This is a genomic window from Cupriavidus sp. SS-3, from assembly GCF_035818815.1.
Taxonomy (GTDB): Bacteria; Pseudomonadota; Gammaproteobacteria; order Burkholderiales; family Burkholderiaceae; genus Cupriavidus; species Cupriavidus taiwanensis_C.
This window is the reverse complement of the sequence record NZ_JAYLVT010000008.1, coordinates 195,621-213,642: the sequence shown is the minus strand read 5'-3', so window position 1 is coordinate 213,642 and position 18,022 is coordinate 195,621. Positions and strand designations below refer to the sequence as shown.

The following is an 18,022-nucleotide window of genomic DNA, read 5'->3' as shown; positions in this document are numbered from 1 at the left end:
GGGCGGGTCCGCCAGAATCAGTTCTTCCTTGCCGACAGCAAGTACATGCCGCCCATCACCAGCGCGCTGCCGGCCAGCTGCACGCCGCTGACGGGCTCGCCGAGCAGCCAGAAGGCCAGCAACAGCGTCGACACCGGCCCGATCATGCCGGCCTGCGATGCCATCGGCGCGCCGATGCGAGACACCGCCACCATGGTCAGCGACACCGGCAGCACGGTGCAGAACACCGCGTTGACGAGCGACAGCCACATCACCGGCGCCGGCTGCGCCAGCTCCGCCACGGGCCGGCCCAGCACCAGGTACTGGATCACGCAGCAGGCGGTCGACACGCACATGGCATAAGCCACCAGCCGCAGGGAGCCGATGCGCCGCACCAGCTCGCCGCTCAGGATCAGGTAGATACCATAGGTGATGGCGCTGCCCAGCACCAGCGCGCCGCCCAGCCACACCTGGCTGCCGCTGACATCGAGGTCATGCGCGAACACCAGCACGATGCCGGCATAGGCCAGCAGCAACGACATCCACTGGCGCGTGCCGATGGGCCGGCGGAACACCAGCGCGGTGACCAGCAGCACGAACGATGGCGTCAGGAACAGGATCAGCCGCTCCAGCCCGGCAGTGATGTACTGCAGGCCGATGAAGTCAAGGAAGCTGGACAGGTAGTAGCCGATAAAGCCGAGGAACACCACCCGGCCCCGGTCGGCCCACGACAGCGGCGCCAGCCGGCGCGACTGCCACCAGCCGATGGCCATGAACAGCGGCACCGCGAACAGCATGCGCAGCGTGATCACCATCACCGCATCGACGTTGTAGCGATACATCAGCTTGGCGACGATGGCCTTGGCCGAGAACAGCACCGCGCCCACGGCGGCGATGACAAGACCCGAGCGCTGCGGCGAGGGCAGCGCGACCGGCACGGCGAGAGACTTCTGGGAGGCGGGCACGAGGGATACGGGGGAAAGCGGGCCGGCACGGCGGCCCCGCAAAACGACCCGACGATTGTATTCGAAAAGCCGCGAGGGCATCGGACGCCGCCCCGGCCGGCGGCTGCCCTGTTCCGGGGCCTTCCTCGGTATACTCTGGGTCACCTTCAGCCACCGCGCCTGCTTCGTGCCCCAGCCCGCCGACACGCCTTCCGGCAAGCCTGCCGCCGACTATGACTTCACCGAGCAGGTGGGCCATCTGCTGCGGCGCGCCTACCAGCGCCATGTGGCGATCTTCCAGCAGACCATTCCCGATTCGCAGCTGACCGCGGCGCAGTTCGTGGTGCTGTGCGCGGTGCGCGACCGGCAGCCGTGTTCGATGAACGAGGTGGTGCGCGCGACCGCGATCGACCAGGCCACGGTGCGCGGCATCATCGACCGGCTCAAGTCGCGCAAGCTGATAGCGGTCTCGCATGATCCCAACGACCGGCGCAAGGTGGTGGTGACGGTCACGCCCGCCGGGCTGGCGCTGATCGACCAGACCGTGCCGTTCGCGAAGGAGATTTCGGAGCAGACCTTCGGCAGCTTGAATCCGGCCGAGCGCGTGGCCGTGACTTACCTGCTGCGCAAGATGAGCGAGATCGACGAGGGGAATGGCGGCTAGCGCGGCGCTGCAGGCTCACTGACGCGCGCGGGTTTCTCCCCTCCCCCGCAAGCGGGAGAGGGAGTACACAATCAGCCTTTGGTTGCGGCCATCGCCGCCAGCACCGTCTCCGGCACGAACGGCGGCCGGCGCAGGCGCACCCCCAGCGCATCGAACAGCGCGTTGGCGATCGCCGGCGCGCCCGGCAGCGAGGCGGATTCGCCCGCGCCCAGCGGCGGCTCTGACTGGCGCGGCATCAGCAACACCTCGATCGGCGGGATTTCCGGGAAGGTCAGCAGCGGATAGCTGCCCCATTCGCGGCTGGCGACGCCGTCGGCATCGAAGCGGACCTGCTCCTTCAGCACGCGGCTGAGGGTCTGCACCACATTGCCGTGGATCTGGTGGCGCACGCCGTCGGGATTGACGACCATGCCGGTGTCCTGCCCCACCACCACCTTGTCGATGGCGATGCGGCCGGTGCCCGCGTCCACGGACAGGTCCACCACCCACGCGGCCCAGGCCGCGCCGAAGCCGGGAAAACGGCTGTGGATATAGCGCGCATAGGCCACGCCCCGGCCGCGCAGCCGTCCGTCGGCATCCGGCACGCCGCGCGCTCCGGCTGCGCCGCACTGCCAGCCGGCCGCATCGGCGACGGCCCGCAGCAAATCCGCGGCGCGTTCATCCGGCAGGTGGCGCAAGCGGAATTCCACCGGATCGGCGCCAGCCTCCATCGCCAGCTCGTCGATCACGCACTCGTGCGCGAACGCATTGGGCAGCGCCGACACGCCGCGCAGCCACGACGCGCGCACGATTGCCGGCGTGTCGTCGCAGCCGATGCGGCGCGCGGCATACGCGTAGGGCGGCACCGCGGTGCGGTCGCCCATCTCCAGCGTGCGCGGGGCATTGGACACGGCGCCGGTCAGCACCAGCGCCAGCGTGGGCGCGTCGTTGGACGGATAGCGGCTGGTGAAGTCATAGCCGAGCAGCGCGCCATCGGCACCAAGCGTGGCGCTGACGTCCATCAGTTGCGCCGCGCCCTTGGGCTCCCACAGGTGCTCCTGCTCGCGCGACAGCTGCACGCGCACCGGCCGCCCCACTGCGCGCGACAGCAGCGCCGCGTCGGCGCAGACGTCGTCGGCGCAATTGCGCCCGTAGCAGCCGGCGGCCTCCATGCGCACGATCTCGATGCGGTCCTCGCCCAGGCCGCACAGCCGGGACAGGTCGATGCGCAGCATGTGCGGGTTCTGCGTGCCGGACCATACCGTCAGCCCCTCTTCATGCCAGTCGGCCACGGCGCAGGACGGGCCGATGGAGCCGTGCATCTGGTACGGCCACACGTACCGCCGCTGCAGTACCGTGCCGGCGCCGCCGGCGGGCAGCTCGCCCTCTGTCAGCAGCTCGCGCCGCGTGGCGGGGTTGTCGCGCAGCGCCGGCTCCGGATCGTCCAGCGCGGGCAACGGCGGCACCGGCTTCCAGCGCACGCGCAGCCGGCGCGCGGCCTGCACCGCATATTCCTCGCGCTCGGCCACCACGCCGACGAAGTCGCCCTGCACCACCACCTCGACCAGGCCGGGCACGTCGCGCACCGAATCGCGGTCGATGGCCAGCAGGCTGTTGCCGACGAAGGCGCCGCTGTCGCGCCCGGCATACGGCGGGCGCACCACGCGGCCGTGCAGCATGCCGGGCACGCGCACGTCGTGGACGAAGGTCAGCGCCCCGCGCGCCTTGTCGGGGATATCGACGCGCGGCGCCGCGCGGCCGACGATGCGGTAGGACTCGACCGGCTTGACCGGCATGTCGTCGGCCAGCGGCAACTCCACGTGCTCGCCGGCGACCAGCGCGGCGTAACCGAGGCTGGCCTGCGTGCCGCGCACCCGGAATACGCCGTTCTCCGCTTCCAGCGCGGAGGCGTCGACGCCGAGCTGCAGCGCCGCGCGCGCCTGCAGCCACGCGCGCGCCTGTGCCGCCGCGCGGCGCAGCGGCAGTGCCGAGATCTGGATCGAGGCGCTGGCGATGGTCGGGCCCTGGTTGGGCGTGGCCTCGGTATGGCCCAGCACCATGCGCACTTGCGCGAGCGGCACGTCGAGTTCTTCGGCGACGATCTGCGCCAGCGCGGTGCGGATGCCGGTGCCCAGGTCGACGTGGCCGTTGAATGCGAGCACCTCGCCGCTGTCGCGCACGGCGATAAACAGGTCCGGCAGCGCCGGCACATAGTCCGACGCCGCGCCGGGCTGGCCAGGCGCCGGGCGCGCGGCCGGCTGCGGGGCGCGCGTCACCAGCAGCACGCCGGTGGCCTGCAGCAGCGTCAGCCGCAGTGCGCGCGGCGTGGCGGCGTCGGCCTGCGCCGGGGGTTGCAGCTGGGTTGCCGTCATCGTTCTACTCTCTTCATCATCGGCCGCCGCGCGGGGCCGCCGCGCATGTCAACGTTATACTGCCAGCCAACAGGCACACGGCAAGAACACCCACCATGACCACCAAGACTGCGGCCGCGCCCGCCACCCGTCGGGCGGCAGCCGGCACCCGGGCCCGGCAAGCGCAGGACAGCCGCGAGCGCATCCTCAAAGCCGCCATCAAGGTGTTCGCCCAGCGCGGCTACGACGGCGGCCGCATCGAACGCATCTCGTCGCTGGCCAAGACCTACGACCGGATGATCTACTACTACTTCGGCAGCAAGGAGAAGCTGTTCGTCGAAGTACTGGAGACCATCTACCTGCAGCTCAACCAGGCCGAGCAGCAGCTGGAGCATGAGCTCGACGCCGCCGACCCCGTGCGCGCGCTGTCGCAACTGGTCGACTTCGTCTGGCAGTACTACCTGGACCATCCCGAGTTCGTCGCCATCCTGACCAGCGAGAACATGAGCCAGGGCAAGCACGCGAAGAAGTCGGTGCGGCTGCGCGAGATCTCCAGCTATGCGCTGTCGGTGCTCGACGGCATCCTCGCGCGCGGCAAGGCCGCCGGGCTGTTCCGCGCGGACGCCGGCGCGCGCGACGTGTATATGGTGATCGCTTCGCTTGGCTACTTCTATAACTCCAACCATCATACGCTCAGCGCCTTCCTGGGCGAGCCCATGATGAGCCCGCCCGCGCTGGCGCACTGGCGCGATGTGATCCAGCAGACCGTGCTGCGCACGGTGGCCGTGCCCGGCGCCGTGCCGGAGGCGCATGTGCCACCCGCCGCCGCGCCGCGCAAGGCGGCACGCGCCAGGCGCGCGACGGCGGGCTGAGACCGGCACGGGCGCCATCGGCCAGGCTCAGGCGGCGGCGCGCACGCCCGCCACCTGCGCCAGCGCCAGCGCCTCGTCGCGCGTCAGCACCGTGGCGTACTTCTGCGCCATGTCGAACAGGTTGGCATCATGCGGCCCGAGCGCGCGGTCGCCCACGCAATCCGACACCACCAGCGGGCGAAACCCCAGCGACATCGCATCGACCACGCTGGCGCGCACGCAGCCGCTGGTGACGCAGCCCGCCACCAGCAGCGTCTGCACGCCGCGCTGCGTCAGCCATGCCGCCAGCGAGGTGCCGAAGAACGCCGACGGCACCGTCTTGCGCACCACCAGCTCGCCCGCCGCGGGGGCCAGCTCGGGCACGATCTGGCTGTTGTGGCCATCTTCCTTCAGTGTCAGCATGCCCGGCACCTTCAGCGTGAAGATGTTGTGGTCGCTGTCGTCGTCGGCGAACACGATGCGGCTGTGCGCCACCGGCCAGCCGTGCTCGCGCGCGGCGCGCAGCAGCGGCTGGGTGTTGCGGATGGCTTCGGGGATATTGCCGCCGCCGAACACCGCCGGATCGGCAAAGCCGTTGACGAAGTCGATGATCAGCAGGCCGTACGGCGCCTTGAGCTCCATCGAAGCGCCAAAGCCCTGGCGCTGGTAGGTCTGCACTGCGTCATCCATGGCGCGAATCCTTGTAGAGCGATGCCGCGGGAGCGTGGTGCCCGTCCATCACCTTGCCGCGCACCACCACCGGCTCGCCGTCGAGGCTGACGGTGCAGTGGCGCACGGGAATATCGATATGGCAGGCGGTGGTGCGGCTGCCGCCGGCTTCATTGTTGGGGCCGAACGAGCACAGGAAGTTGCCCTCGTAGGCGCGCGCGTCCATGCCGATGGTGGCCTCGCGGTCGTACATCGCCAGCGCCGACCAGCTCGCGCGCGGCTGCAGGCCCCAGCCGATATGCGACATGGCATACGCTTCCGGATCGTTGAACGAGGCCATGTAGTCGGCCAGCAGCTCGGCATCGACGCCGCCCTCGATGCGACGCACGTAGCCGGCCTCGACCGTGATGCGGATCGGCGCCTGCAGGTAAGACTTCATCGGCAGCAGGATGTCGCCGCGGTCCAGCACGATGGTGCCGTCGGTGCCGCCCTCGTCGGGCCAGGTCAGCACGAAGCCGCTCGGCCAGTGGTCCCAGCGCCCGGGCTCGTCGACAAAGCCATACTCGCTGATCGCGGGGAATTCGCCCAGGCGGCAGCGCAGGTCCATGCCGGCGTTGGACACGATATGCATCTCGCGCGCGCGGCCCAGCCGCTGCGTGGCGGCCTTGACGCGGGCGCGGTCGGCCTCGGTCGGCACCAGCCGCGCCAGCACTTCCGGCGGCTCCACCGCCAGCAGGATCTTGGTGCCGCCGGACAGGATCTCGTGCTGCTCGGGCGAGAACAGCAGCGTCATCAGGTCCAGCACCAGGTCGCTCGCCTTCAGCGCGGCGATCGCCGCCGGATTGCCGGTCAGCGGCGTGGTGCCCAGGTAGGCCAGCGCATCGCGGCTGAGCGCCTTCTCGCCGTTGACGGGCGGGAGGTCGAGCCGGTTGACGATGGCGCCCATCGACTGCGCCGCCACCATTGCCGTGCGCAGCGTCTGCGGATGCGTGGCGGCGCCGGTGAGCACGGTGACGGTCTGTCCCGGCTGCAGCTTCGACAGCGTCAGCACCTGCTTCCACGCTGCCGTCAGGTCGTAATCGCTTACGGGCATGTTCGCTCCTTATCCATCAATTCAGCGCTCAATTCAACGGCGCGCCGAGGAAATCGCCGAAGGCGCGGTAAAAGCCGGCCTCGTCGTCCCAAGGGATCATGTGGCCGGCGTTGGCAACGTGCGCGACCAGCAAGGCCGGCAGCAGCGTGCGCATTTCCTGCACGTCTTCCGCGCGGATCACGTCGCCGCGGCCGGCGGTCATCAGCAGCGCCGGCACGGCTAGCCGCGGCAGGTCGGCGTGGATGTCGTCCTCGTGGAAGCCGTTGAAGCTGGCCAGGATCGCGCGCTCGTCGCAGGTATGCAGCCATTGCGCGCGCAGGCGCAGCTGGTCTTCGGTCCAGGTCGGGCAGAAGCGGCGCATGCCTTCGGCATCGATGCCCTGCTGCGCCAGCCGGATCGAGTCGATGTACCAGGGCAGTTGCGACGGATAAGCGCGGCGCCCCGGGCCGGACACCGGCGGATCGACCAGCACCAGCCGCGTCAGGCCCGCGGGCTTGGCGCGCGCGGCGCGGATGCCGATGCGCGCGCCCATCGAATGGCCGACCACGGCATAGCGCTGCAGTCCCAGCGCCGCGGCAAAGGCGACCACGTCGGCGGCCTGCGCATCGAGGCTGTAGGCCAGCTCGGCACCGGCCTGCGACAGGCCGCGGCCGCGCACGTCGAGCACATAGGTATCGAACTGCTGCCCGAAGCGCTCGCCGACAAAGCCCCAGGTCACCGCGGGGCTGGTGATGCCCGGCACGATGATGACGGCATCGCGCTGCGCGCGCGCGCCCGCCTGCCCGCCATAGCGCAGGTAATGCTGGCGGATGCCGTTGGCGTGGACGTTGGCGCCGTAGAGAAAGGTGCTTTCTGCCATGGCCTGCCCCTTCAGTACGCGCCCGACAGCAGCGCGCCGGCGCCCGGCACCACCGGCTCCAGCCCCAGGCGCTTGAGCAGCGCATAGGTGGTGGCAACGGCGGCGGTGACGACCGGCTTGCCGGTCATGGCCTCGACCTTCGCAATCGCCGGCAGCGACGGCATCTGTACGCACGCCGACAGTACGATCACGTCGGCATCGGCGGTGTTCATCTGCGCGACGATCTCCGGCAGCCTGGCCGGGTCATGGCGGCCGACCTCCAGGTTGTCGGGGATCTCCAGCGCGCGGTAGTCGACCACCTCGTAGCCTTCGTTGCGGATGTAGTCGACCACCAGCTCGGTCAGCGGCTTCATGTACGGCGCCACCACCGCGATGCGCTTCGCGCCCATCACCTTGAGCGCATCGACCAGCGCGCCGGCGCTGGTGATCACCGGCGCGTCGCCGCCGTTCTCGGCGGTATGCGCCTGCAGGCGCTGCTCGGAGACGCGGTGGTAGCCGTGGCCCATCGCCATGATCGCCACCAGGCAAGCGTAGCCGAGCACGTCGACGCGGGCGTCGCTCAGTTCCACCGCGCAGCGGTCGGATTCCGCATCCATGGCGGCCAGTTCTTCCTTGACCACTTTCTTCATCCGCATCCGGCTCGAGTGGAAGGTGAAGCGCTCCGGGCGCACCAGCTGGCGCGCGGCCAGCATCGCCGGGATCTCGGTTTCCATGGTGGTGTTGGAGCTCGGCACGATCTGGCCGATTCGGAAAACTTTCTGCACTGTCGACTCCGTCATCTGTTTGTCTGCCCTTGGTTGCGCTTTGGTCGCGCTGTCGGTCTGGCTGCCTGCAGCGGCCCATGGGCCTGCATGCTGCGATCGATTGTAGTGTACACACTTTATATAGGCAAACAGATTCTGCAGCGGCCGCGATTCACTCGTTCAGTGCACACTGAATCCATGAATCCCTGTTTTTGCTCATGTTTTCGCCATTGCAGCGCATCATTGCGACGCGGTCACATCGGCATCAGGGTTTTCCATAAGATCGTCAAGTTTCGCCTTTACCTCGATATTTTGAGTGTGTACACTCGTTTTAACGGTCGGCCACATGGCCGCCCCAGCCCCCATCGACCTTGTGTCATTGCCAGGAGAAATAACGTGCAAGGCAAACCGCGAATCGCAGTTGTCGGCGCCGGACTCGGAGGAACGGCCGCGGCCGCCCTGCTGCAGCGAGCCGGCTTCCAAGTCAGGCTGTATGAGCAGGCACCGGCGTTCTCGCGCCTGGGCGCGGGCATCCATGTCGGGCCCAACGTGATGAAGATCATGCGGCGCATCGGCATCGAGGACGCGCTCAACGACATGGGTTGCCACCCCGACTACTGGTACAGCCGCGACGGCCTCACCGGCGAGGTGATCGCGCAGATCCCGCTGGGCGACTATGCGGTGCGCCACTACGGCGCCAGCTACCTGACCGTGCACCGCGGCGATTTCCACAAGCTGCTGACCGACGCCGTCGCGCCCGGCACGCTGTTCTTCAACAAGAAGCTGGAAAGCGTCACCGACCAGGGCGATGTGGTGCAGCTGCGCTTCACCGACGGCACGGTCGAGGAAGCCGATATCGTGATCGGCGCCGACGGCGTCAATTCGCGCATCCGCGAGACCCTGCTGGGCGCCGAGCCGCCCAAGTACACCGGCTACGTGGCGCACCGCGCGGTGTTTCCGATCGCGCGCGTCAAGGGCTTCACGCACGAGCGTTGCACCAAGTGGTGGACCGATGACCGCCACATGATGGTCTACTTCGACACCAGCAAGCTCGACGAGATCTACTACGTCACCGGCGTGCCCGAGCCCGAATGGGACATGAGCAAGAGCTGGGTGCCGAGCAGCATCGAAGAGATGCGCGCGGCCTTCGACGGCTGGCATGAAGGCGTGCAATCGCTGATCGAAGGCACGGTCGAAGTGACCAAGTGGCCGCTGCTGGAGCGCGACCCGCTGCCGCTGTGGAGCCGGGGCCGCCTGGTGCTGCTGGGCGATGCCTGCCACCCGATGAAGCCGCACATGGCGCAGGGCGCCGCGATGGCGATCGAGGATGCCGCCATGCTGACGCGCTGCTTCACCGAAGCCGGCACCGACGACTACGCCGCCGCCTTCGCGCTGTACGAGGCCAACCGCGCCGAGCGCGCCGGCAAGGTCCAGTTGGTTTCGCACAACAACACCTGGCTGCGCAGCAACGAGAACCCGGACTGGTGTTTCGGCTACGATGTGTTCAACGTGCCGCTGGTGTCGGCCGGGAGCAAGCCGCTGTCCGAAGCCGCCTGATCGCCTGATCGCCTGACCGCCCTGCCCGCCGCCGCCCCTCGCCAGAATGGGGCGCGGCGCTGCGATGCGTGATGTTCAAACCGCCCCCAGCCCCCGATGAACACGCCCCGCCCCCTGACCCTGCAGGTCAACCACGCCGAGCACACGCTGGACGTGGCGCCTGACACGCCGCTGCTCTACATCCTGCGCAACGACCTGTGCTGCAACGGGCCCAAGTACGGTTGCGGCCTGGGCCAGTGCGGCGCCTGCACGGTGCTGGTGGACGGCCTGCCGGCGCGTTCATGCGTGCTGCCGGTCAAGGCCGTGGTGGGGCACGCGGTGACCACGCTCGAGGGCCTGGGCACGGCACAGCATCCGGACCCCGTGCAGCAGGCGTTTATCGAAGAACAGGCCGCGCAATGCGGCTACTGCCTGAACGGCATGATCATGACCGCCAAGGCGCTGCTGGCGCAGAACCCCGATCCCGACGAAGCGCAGATCCGCGAAGCCTTGCGCTTCAACCTGTGCCGTTGCGGCACGCATGTGGAAATCGTGCGCGCGGTCAGGCGGGCCGCGGTGCTGCAGCGGCAGGCCGCGCAAGGGGCGGCGTCGTGAGCGCGGGAATCGTGCAAGCCGCCACGCAAGCGACGGCACTGGCCGCCGGCCTGCCGCCGCACGGCGCCGATTGCCTGGTGGCTCATGTGCTGACACCGCCGGGCCTGCGCTGGGTCGGCGGCGAGCCGCTCGCTGCGCGCCTGCTGCAGGCCGAGCGCGACGCCGCGCTGGCGCTGCCCGGCATCCGCGCGGTGGTGGTCCGCAACAACTTTGCCGGCGTGGCCGCGGTCTCTGCCGCCCAGGCCGCCGCGGCGGCGCGGGCCCTGCGGGCGCGCTGGTCTGGTCCGCCGCGCGCCGACGCCACCCCTGCGCCGCGCCACACAGTGGCGCAACGCGGCGATGCCGCAGATGCGCTCGAACACGCCCGCGCATCCCACACGCAGCACTACCAATGGCCACTGGCAGGCACCCGCGACGATGCCTGCTGCACCGTTGTCGCCGACTGGCGCGACGGCACGCTGACCGTATGGCTGCCCGCCACGCGCCCCGGCGCCCTGCGCGCCGAACTCGCTGCACTGCTGGGCATCGCGCCAACACAAGTGCAACTGGTCTGCTGGCAAGCACGCGACGACCGCGCCGACCCCGCGCTGCTGGCGCCGCACGCCGCCGCCGACGCGGCGCTGCTGGCCCATGCCAGCGGGCAACCGGTGGTGCGCCGGCTGCGCGCCGCCGAGGTGGGCCTGGCCGATGCCGCGCTCGCTATCCGCGTCGAGACTGCGCGCAGCGGCGCCACCGTCGACGCCTACGCCGCCACGCTGGCGGGTACGCCGCCGCCGGCAACGCCCCTGGCGCTGTGGCTCACGCGCACGCCGGCGCCGGTGGCCGACCGCATCGAGGCGAACCATGGCGGCGACGCGGCGCTCCCGCCGTATGGCATCCCGCATATCGAGCTGGCCGTGTCCGGCGACCCGGCGGCATTCGCCGCCGCGCCGCTGACGGCAGCCCGCGCGCAGGTGTTCGCACGCGAATCCCATCTCGACGAGCTTGCCGCCGCCAGCGACGCCGACCCGGTGGCGCTGCGCCTCGCGCATCTGGACGACCCGCGCGGCGCCGCGCTGGTGCGGCAGGTGGCCGAGCGCGCCGGCTGGGACCTGGACGCCAATGCCGCCGCGCCACGCGCCAGCTCTGCGGCGGGCAATGTGCGGCGCGGCCGCGGCTTTGCCTACGCCCACACCATCGACCACGATGCCGGCCAGAGCTGGTCGGCGTGGGTCGCTGAAGTCGAGGTCGACGGCAGCACCGGCGAGCTGGCGGTCACGCGCGTCACGGTCGGCCACGACAGCGAATCGCTGCCGCCACCGCAAGCCGCCGCGATGACGCGATCGATGCCGCGCTCGATCGAGCGGGACGTCGCAGCCGCAGCGCTGCAGCTGACCGCCGCCACGCCGGCGTTCGACACCTGGCCGGCGGACGCGCGTGCTGCCGGCGAACACTTGCCGGCCATGCCGGCACAGGCCCTGCCGGAAGTGCGGCTGGCCGGCACGCTGGCCACGCACGACGCGCTGGCTGCCGGTCCCACCGATGCGCTGCCGGCCGCCGCCGCGGTGGCCAATGCCATCTTCGACGCCACCGGCGTGCGCCTGCGCAAGCCACCATTCAGCGCCGAACGCATTCGCCTGGCATTGGCCGAGGCAAGTCCCGGCAAGCAACGCAAGAAGCGCGGCTGGATCGCCGCGGCCGCCGCCGCCGCGGCCGGCGTGTGCGCCACGCTGTTGCCGTGGCGCGCACCGATCGCGCCGGTGGCGCCGCCCGAGGCCGGCTTCTATTCCGCCGCCACGCTCGAGCGCGGCCGGCTGGTCGCCGCCGCCGGCGACTGCGCGGTCTGCCATACCGCGCCGGGCGGCGTGAAGAACGCCGGCGGCCTGCCGCTGGAAACGCCCTTCGGCACGGTCTACAGCACCAACATCACGCCGGATGTGCAGACCGGCATCGGCAACTGGTCCTTCGCCGCGTTCGAGCGCGCCATGCGCGAAGGCATCCACCGCGACGGGCGGCGCCTGTATCCGGCGTTCCCGTACACCGCCTTCGCCAAAATCAGCGACGGCGACATGCAGGCGCTATACGGCTACCTGATGTCAGCCGAGCCGGTGACATCCATGGTGCCGCAGACGCAACTCGCGTTCCCGTTCAACATGCGGCCGCTGCTCGCCGGCTGGAACCTGCTGTTCCATCGCAATGAACGCTTTACGCCGGACCCGTCGCGCTCGGCGCAATGGAATCGCGGCGCGTACCTGGCCGAGGGGCTGGGCCACTGCAGTGCCTGCCATTCGCCGCGCAATGCGCTCGGCGCCGAGCAAGGCGGGCGCCGCTACCTGACCGGCGGCAGCGCCGAAGGCTGGGAAGCGCCGGCGCTGACCGCGCTGTCGCAGGCGCCGGTGCCGTGGACCGAGGCGGCGCTGTTCACCTACCTGCGCGGCGGCTATGCGCCGCACCACGGCGCGGCGGCGGGACCGATGGCGCCGGTGGTGGAAGAGCTCGCGCAACTGCCCGAGGACGATGTGCGCGCGATCGCGCATTACGTGGCCTCGTTCGGCGCGCCCGCGCCGGCCCCGTCGGTGCTGGCGGCGCAGGCGGCACAGTTCGAGCAACGCAGCCAGCAGGCCGCGCGCACCCTGGGCGGTCCCGCCGATCGCCTGTACCAGAGCGCCTGCGCGGTCTGCCACCAGTCGGACCAGGGCATTGCGCAATTCGGCGTGAAGCCGTCGCTGGCGCTCAATACCAACCTGCACAGCACCCTGCCGGACAACGTGATCCAGGTGCTGCTGCGCGGCATGCCGGCACCGCCCAACGGCGAGCTGGGCGCGATGCCGGCGTATGCCGACACGCTCGACGACCAGCAGATCGCGCAACTGGCGCAGTACCTGCGCGCGCGCTTTGCGCCCGACAAACCCGCCTGGCAGGACCTGGAGAACACCGTCGCGCGGTTGCGCGCGGGGCCTGCCCACTGAACCACCGGAGCACCGTGCACCACGCTGGCGGGCCTTGCGCAGCGGCGCGGGCGCGCGGGCGTGACCGACCCTGCGCCAGCCGGCCTGCGCGCGGGAAAACCCCGAGGAGAGAAACGCAATTCGGCCTTGCCCGCCAGTTTCATGTAGCTTACGCTGAACGATCATGTAGTGCGCACTACATGAGTGCCAAGCGGGCACGCAGCGGTGCCTCCCCGCACAAGGACGGCGCGCCGCAAGCGGCGGACAAGAACACAAAACCATAAAACCGGCCCGATAGATCACCGGACGCGCTGGCGCGGGGCTTGCATGGTTCCGCCAGACCACCGGGACACCGGGCCTGACCAAACCAAGGGTAGACAACCAGGAGTGACTATGTCGTATCAGACCAAGCAAGCAGTTGCAGGCGTGCTACCGGGCTAGTTCCAGCCTCGCCAGGCGGAAGCCATCGTCCCCGCCGGATCCCGCAGCGGCCCGCATCACGTGCCAGCCTGCGTCGCGCCGCGCGTGCTTCCGAGTTCCAGAACCAGCCTATAACGAGACAGGTAGACAAACATGTCGTCATCCATTTCATCCATGGCCACAACGACCATCCCGGAGGCCGCGCTAGGCTCGCCCCCCCAGCCCAGCGCGCGCGCAGCGTCGTCGCAACCGATCACGATCGAGCAAGGCATCCGCGCCGCCGGCGTCGGCCGCTTCCAGTATCGGCTGTTCGTCATATTCGGCCTGGTGTGGCTCGCCGACGCGATGCAGGTACTGTCGATCGGCTTCACCGCGCCGTCGATCGCGGCGACCTTCGGCATCCCGGTGCCGACCGCGCTGCAGACCGGCACCATGTTCTTCGTCGGCATGCTGATCGGCGCGTTCGTGTTCGGCCGGCTGGCCGACCGCATCGGCCGCCGCCCGGTGCTGATGATGGCGGTGGTCATCGATGCGATCTGCGGCGTGGCCTCGGCCTTCGCGCCGGACTTCCAGTGGCTGTTGCTGCTGCGTTTCCTGACCGGCATCGGCGTCGGCGGCACCCTGCCGGTCGACTACACCATGATGGCCGAATTCCTGCCGTCGGACCGGCGCGGCCGCTGGCTGGTGCTGCTGGAGTCGTTCTGGGCGGTCGGCACCATCCTGCTGGCGATCCTGGCGCTGATCGCGGTGTCGCGCGGCAATGATGCGTGGCGGCTGATCTTCCTGGTCACCGGCATCCCGGCGCTGGTTGGCGTGGTGTTCCGCTTCTTCGTGCCCGAGTCGCCGCTCTACCTCAATAAATCCGGGCGCTCGGACGAGGCCCGCGCGGTGCTGCAGCGGGTGGCCGCGGCCAACCGCGTGCCGGTGGAGATCGGCGCGCTGCAGCCGCAGAAGATGGAGCGCAAATCGGTGTTCGCGCTGTTCGCCGCCGGCTGCCGGCGCCGCACCATCTGCCTGCTGGCGGCGTGGATGCTGATCTCGATCGCCTACTACGGGGTCTTCGTCTACCTGCCGGTGAAGCTGGCGGGCCAGGGCTTCGGCTTCATGCGCGGCCAGGTATTCCTGATCGTGCTGGCGCTGGTGCAGCTGCCCGGCTTCGCGCTGGCCGCGCACGGCGTCGAGCGCTGGGGCCGCAAGCCGACCCTGATCGGCTTCCTGCTGCTGAGCGCGGCGGGCTGCATGCTGTACAGCCTGGGCCAGGCCCCTGCGCTGGTGATCGGCTCGACGCTGCTGATGAGCTTCTCGCTGCTCGGCACCTGGGGCGCGCTGTACGCCTTCACGCCCGAGGTGTATCCGACCGACCTGCGCGCCAGCGGCATGGGCACCGCGGGCGCGATGGCGCGTTTCGGCGGCCTGTTCGCCCCGTCCATCGTCGCGCCGATCATGGCCAGCCAGTTCACGCTGGCACTGGCGCTGCTGTCCTCGTTCCTGGCCGTGGCGGCGCTCGCCATCTTCCTGGTGGATATCGAGTCGAAGGACCGCGCGCTCGACTAGCCCGGGGCGCCACCGGGCCGCTGCCTGGCGCGGCGGCCCGCTTCCATTACAATCCGGCTGCAACGGCGCGGCGCGCGCGTCCCAACCGGCCTCGCGCGCCCGCTTCACTCGCCATCCCGCCGAGCCCTCGCCGCCAGCCATGAAACAAGATCCGCGCTTTCCCAACCTCTTTATCCTCGACCACCCGCTGATCCAGCACAAGCTCTCGCACATGCGCGACAAGGAAACGTCGACACGCACGTTCCGCGAGCTGCTGCGCGAGATCACTCTGCTGATGGGCTACGAGATCACCCGCAACCTGCCGCTGACCACGCGCCGCATCGAAACCCCGCTGGTCGAGCTGGACGCCCCGGTGATCGCCGGCAAGAAGCTGACCATCGTGCCGGTGCTGCGCGCGGGCGTGGGCATGAGCGATGGCCTGGTCGAGCTGATCCCGTCGGCGCGCATCGGCCATATCGGCGTGTACCGCGACGAGCAGCACCGCCCGGTGGAATACCTGGTGCGCCTGCCGGCGCTGGAAGACCGCAGCTTCATCCTGTGCGATCCGATGGTCGCCACCGGCTATTCGGCCGCGCACGCGGTGGAAGTGCTCAAGCGCCGCGGCGTCAAGGACGAGGCCATCACCTTCGTCGCGCTGGTGGCCGCCCCCGAGGGCGTGGAAGTGTTCCAGAAGGCGCATCCGGGGGTAAAGCTGTTTGTCGCCTCGCTTGACAGCCACCTGGATGCCGATGCCTATATCGTCCCCGGACTGGGCGATGCGGGCGACCGGCTGTTCGGCACCAAGAACTGACCGTGGACTGACAATGCCCGGGCGGCTGGCCGGCGCTTGACCGGCCTCAATAGCCTGCCTGATGCGGCTCCCTACACTGGCGGCAAGCCGGCGAGATCTCGCCGCGTGCCAGCGTCCACACATAAAGGGAGCCACGCATGGAAGCCTTCAAGATCCTGTTCAGTACCAGCACCGGGCTGATGAGCCTGGGCGTGATCGTCTTCATCATCGGCATGGGCTGGTTCTTCGCCCGCCTGTTCGCGCGCAAGATGCGCGAGGATGCCGATGCGGCGAAGGCGCGCGACGCGACGCAGCAGCGCTGACCGCGTGAATGACCGCCGGTGTACTCCCTCTCCCACCGGAGGGAGAGTGGAACAAGCCGGCACAACTCTCTTACTTCTTCTTCCCCAGCAAACTCCCCAGCACCCCCCGGATCAGCTCGCGCCCGACCTGCGAGCCCACCGTGCGCGCGGCCGACTTGGCCATCGATTCCAGGATCGAATCGCCGCGGCCGCTCTTGCCGGTGCCCTTGGTCAGCGTGCCGAAGATTTCGCCGGCGGTGCCGAGCCAGCCGCTGTCCTGCTCGCCCGCCGGCTGCCCGGCGGCCGTGCCGCCCGCGCCCTTGCCGCCATTCGCCACGGTAGGCACGCTGCCGCGCAGCTTTTCGTAGGCGGACTCGCGGTCGACGGTCTTCTCATAGGTGCCCGCCACCAGCGAGTTCGCGATCAGCTGCTTGCGCTCGTCCTCGGTCGCGGGGCCGATGCGGCTGCCGGGCGCCAGCACCCAGGCGCGCTCGGTCACGCAGGGCGTGCCCTTGGCGTCCAGGAACGACACCAGCGCCTCGCCCACGCCCAGTTCGCCGATGGCGGTTTCCAGGTCCAGCTTCGGATTGGCGCGCATGGTGGTGGCCGCCACCTTGACCGCCTTCTGGTCGCGCGGGGTGAAGGCGCGCAGCGCATGCTGGACGCGGTTGCCCAGCTGCCCCAGCACGGTGTCGGGGATATCGACCGGGTTCTGCGTGACGAAGTACACGCCCACGCCCTTGGAACGCACCAGGCGCACCACCTGCTCGATCTTGTCGAGCAGCGCCTTGGGCGCATCGTTGAACAGCAGGTGGGCCTCGTCGAAGAAGAACACCAGCTTGGGCTGGTCCAGGTCGCCGGCCTCGGGCAGCTTCTCGAACAGTTCGGACAGCATCCACAGCAGGAAGGTCGCGTACAGCCGCGGCGAGTTCATCAGCTTGTCGGCGGCCAGGATATTGACCACGCCCTGGCCCTTGTCGGTCTGGATAAAGTCTTCCAGGTTCAGCATGGGCTCGCCGAAAAAGACGTCGCCGCCCTGCGATTCCAGCGCGATCAGCCCGCGCTGGATCGCGCCGACCGAGGCGGCCGAGATATTGCCGTATTCGGTGGTGAACTGGCCGGCATTGTCGCCGACGTATTGCAGCATCGCGCGCAGGTCCTTGGCGTCGAGCAGCAGCAGGCCGTTGGCGTCGGCAATGCGGAACACCAGGTTCAGCACGCCCTGCTGCGTGTCATTGAGCTCGAGCATGCGCGACAGCAGCAGCGGCCCCATGTGCGAGACCGTGGCGCGCACCGGGTGCCCCTTCTCGCCGAACACATCCCATAGCGCGGTGGGGCAGGCGCCCCAGACCGGCTCGGGCAGGTTCAGGTCGGCCAACCGCTGCTTGAGCTTGGCCGAAGGCTGGCCGGGCTGTGAAATGCCGGTCAGGTCACCTTTGACATCCGCCATGAACACCGGCACCCCCAGGCGGGAGAAGCCCTGTGCCAGCGTCTGCAGCGTGACCGTCTTGCCGGTGCCGGTGGCGCCGGTGATCAGCCCGTGCCGGTTGCCCATCTGCGGCAGCAGCACCAGTTCATGTTCGGCATTCTTGGCGATGAGGATGGGGTCGGCCATGATGTTCCTGGAATCCGTGAGGGTCGGTTGGGTCTGGACGGCGCAGGCAGGCCCGCGTGATAAAATCCTGGGCTGATTATAGCCAGCCGCCAGGCATATCCGTCACCTGGCGCGCGCTGCCCGCCCGCCTTGCGGATGCCGCCGCGGCGCGC

Annotated in this window: 15 protein-coding genes; 8 read left to right on the top strand and 7 right to left on the bottom strand. The window is 69.6% G+C overall.

Translation table 11 applies throughout. The features are described from left to right. Window positions 1-17 precede the first annotated feature (17 nt). On the bottom strand, window positions 18-905 hold the full coding sequence (locus tag U9J39_RS14860) for a DMT family transporter (protein WP_115681414.1): 888 nt from the start codon (window positions 903-905) through the stop codon (window positions 18-20). A 205-nt stretch (window positions 906-1,110) separates the two neighbouring features. Between U9J39_RS14860 and U9J39_RS14855 the strand changes: the two genes are divergently transcribed. Further along, a complete protein-coding gene (locus U9J39_RS14855; protein ID WP_062797440.1) occupies window positions 1,111-1,587 on the top strand; it encodes a MarR family winged helix-turn-helix transcriptional regulator in 477 nt (158 codons plus the stop codon). Window positions 1,588-1,658: 71 nt separating this feature from the next. Here the strand turns inward: U9J39_RS14855 and U9J39_RS14850 are convergent, their stop codons facing one another. Further along, on the bottom strand, window positions 1,659-3,938 hold the full coding sequence (locus U9J39_RS14850) for a xanthine dehydrogenase family protein molybdopterin-binding subunit (RefSeq protein WP_326347377.1): 2,280 nt from the start codon (window positions 3,936-3,938) through the stop codon (window positions 1,659-1,661). A gap of 95 nt (window positions 3,939-4,033) precedes the next feature. On the opposite strand from U9J39_RS14850, the gene U9J39_RS14845 reads away from it, so the two are divergent. Continuing rightward, entirely contained in the window at window positions 4,034-4,789 is a 756-nt protein-coding gene (locus tag U9J39_RS14845; RefSeq protein ID WP_326347376.1) for a TetR/AcrR family transcriptional regulator, read from the top strand. A 27-nt stretch (window positions 4,790-4,816) separates the two neighbouring features. On the opposite strand, the gene U9J39_RS14840 is transcribed toward U9J39_RS14845, so the two are convergent. The 4 genes from U9J39_RS14840 to U9J39_RS14825 are packed head-to-tail and all read right to left on the bottom strand — an operon-like array spanning window position 4,817 to window position 8,153. Then, window positions 4,817-5,458: an N-carbamoylsarcosine amidohydrolase gene (locus tag U9J39_RS14840; RefSeq protein ID WP_326347375.1), complete on the bottom strand. Its 642-nt coding sequence runs from the start codon at window positions 5,456-5,458 to the stop codon at window positions 4,817-4,819. Further along, complete coding sequence (locus U9J39_RS14835) at window positions 5,451-6,530, bottom strand: 2,5-dihydroxypyridine 5,6-dioxygenase (RefSeq protein WP_116312294.1); 1,080 nt, start codon at window positions 6,528-6,530, stop codon at window positions 5,451-5,453. The genes U9J39_RS14840 and U9J39_RS14835 overlap by 8 nt, the downstream gene beginning before the upstream one ends. Window positions 6,531-6,558: 28 nt before the next feature. Further along, complete coding sequence (locus U9J39_RS14830) at window positions 6,559-7,389, bottom strand: alpha/beta fold hydrolase (RefSeq protein ID WP_326347374.1); 831 nt, start codon at window positions 7,387-7,389, stop codon at window positions 6,559-6,561. Window positions 7,390-7,400: 11 nt separating this feature from the next. Continuing rightward, a complete protein-coding gene (locus U9J39_RS14825; protein ID WP_115708656.1) occupies window positions 7,401-8,153 on the bottom strand; it encodes a maleate cis-trans isomerase family protein in 753 nt (250 codons plus the stop codon). Window positions 8,154-8,528: 375 nt separating this feature from the next. On the opposite strand from U9J39_RS14825, the gene U9J39_RS14820 reads away from it, so the two are divergent. The 6 genes from U9J39_RS14820 to U9J39_RS14795 all read left to right on the top strand — a co-directional run bounded on the left by U9J39_RS14820 (window position 8,529) and on the right by U9J39_RS14795 (window position 16,276). Further along, on the top strand, window positions 8,529-9,689 hold the full coding sequence (locus U9J39_RS14820; protein ID WP_115708654.1) for an FAD-dependent monooxygenase: 1,161 nt from the start codon (window positions 8,529-8,531) through the stop codon (window positions 9,687-9,689). Between the two features lie 96 nt (window positions 9,690-9,785). Beyond that, a complete protein-coding gene (locus U9J39_RS14815) occupies window positions 9,786-10,283 on the top strand; it encodes a (2Fe-2S)-binding protein (protein WP_115679747.1) in 498 nt (165 codons plus the stop codon). Next, on the top strand, window positions 10,280-13,231 hold the full coding sequence (locus U9J39_RS14810; RefSeq protein WP_326347372.1) for a c-type cytochrome: 2,952 nt from the start codon (window positions 10,280-10,282) through the stop codon (window positions 13,229-13,231). Before U9J39_RS14815 ends, U9J39_RS14810 begins: the two co-directional genes overlap by 4 nt. Before the next feature lie 552 nt (window positions 13,232-13,783). Further along, window positions 13,784-15,184: an MFS transporter gene (locus tag U9J39_RS14805; protein WP_240987650.1), complete on the top strand. Its 1,401-nt coding sequence runs from the start codon at window positions 13,784-13,786 to the stop codon at window positions 15,182-15,184. A 139-nt stretch (window positions 15,185-15,323) separates the two neighbouring features. Then, window positions 15,324-15,974 (top strand): uracil phosphoribosyltransferase, encoded by a 651-nt coding sequence (gene upp / locus U9J39_RS14800; RefSeq protein ID WP_012352165.1) that lies wholly within the window; start codon window positions 15,324-15,326, stop codon window positions 15,972-15,974. 137 nt (window positions 15,975-16,111) lie between these two features. Beyond that, window positions 16,112-16,276: a DUF3149 domain-containing protein gene (locus U9J39_RS14795; protein ID WP_115679745.1), complete on the top strand. Its 165-nt coding sequence runs from the start codon at window positions 16,112-16,114 to the stop codon at window positions 16,274-16,276. Between the two features lie 70 nt (window positions 16,277-16,346). Here the strand turns inward: U9J39_RS14795 and U9J39_RS14790 are convergent, their stop codons facing one another. After that, entirely contained in the window at window positions 16,347-17,870 is a 1,524-nt protein-coding gene (locus tag U9J39_RS14790) for a helicase HerA-like C-terminal domain-containing protein (protein ID WP_116312290.1), read from the bottom strand. Between the last annotated feature and the right edge of the window lie 152 nt (window positions 17,871-18,022).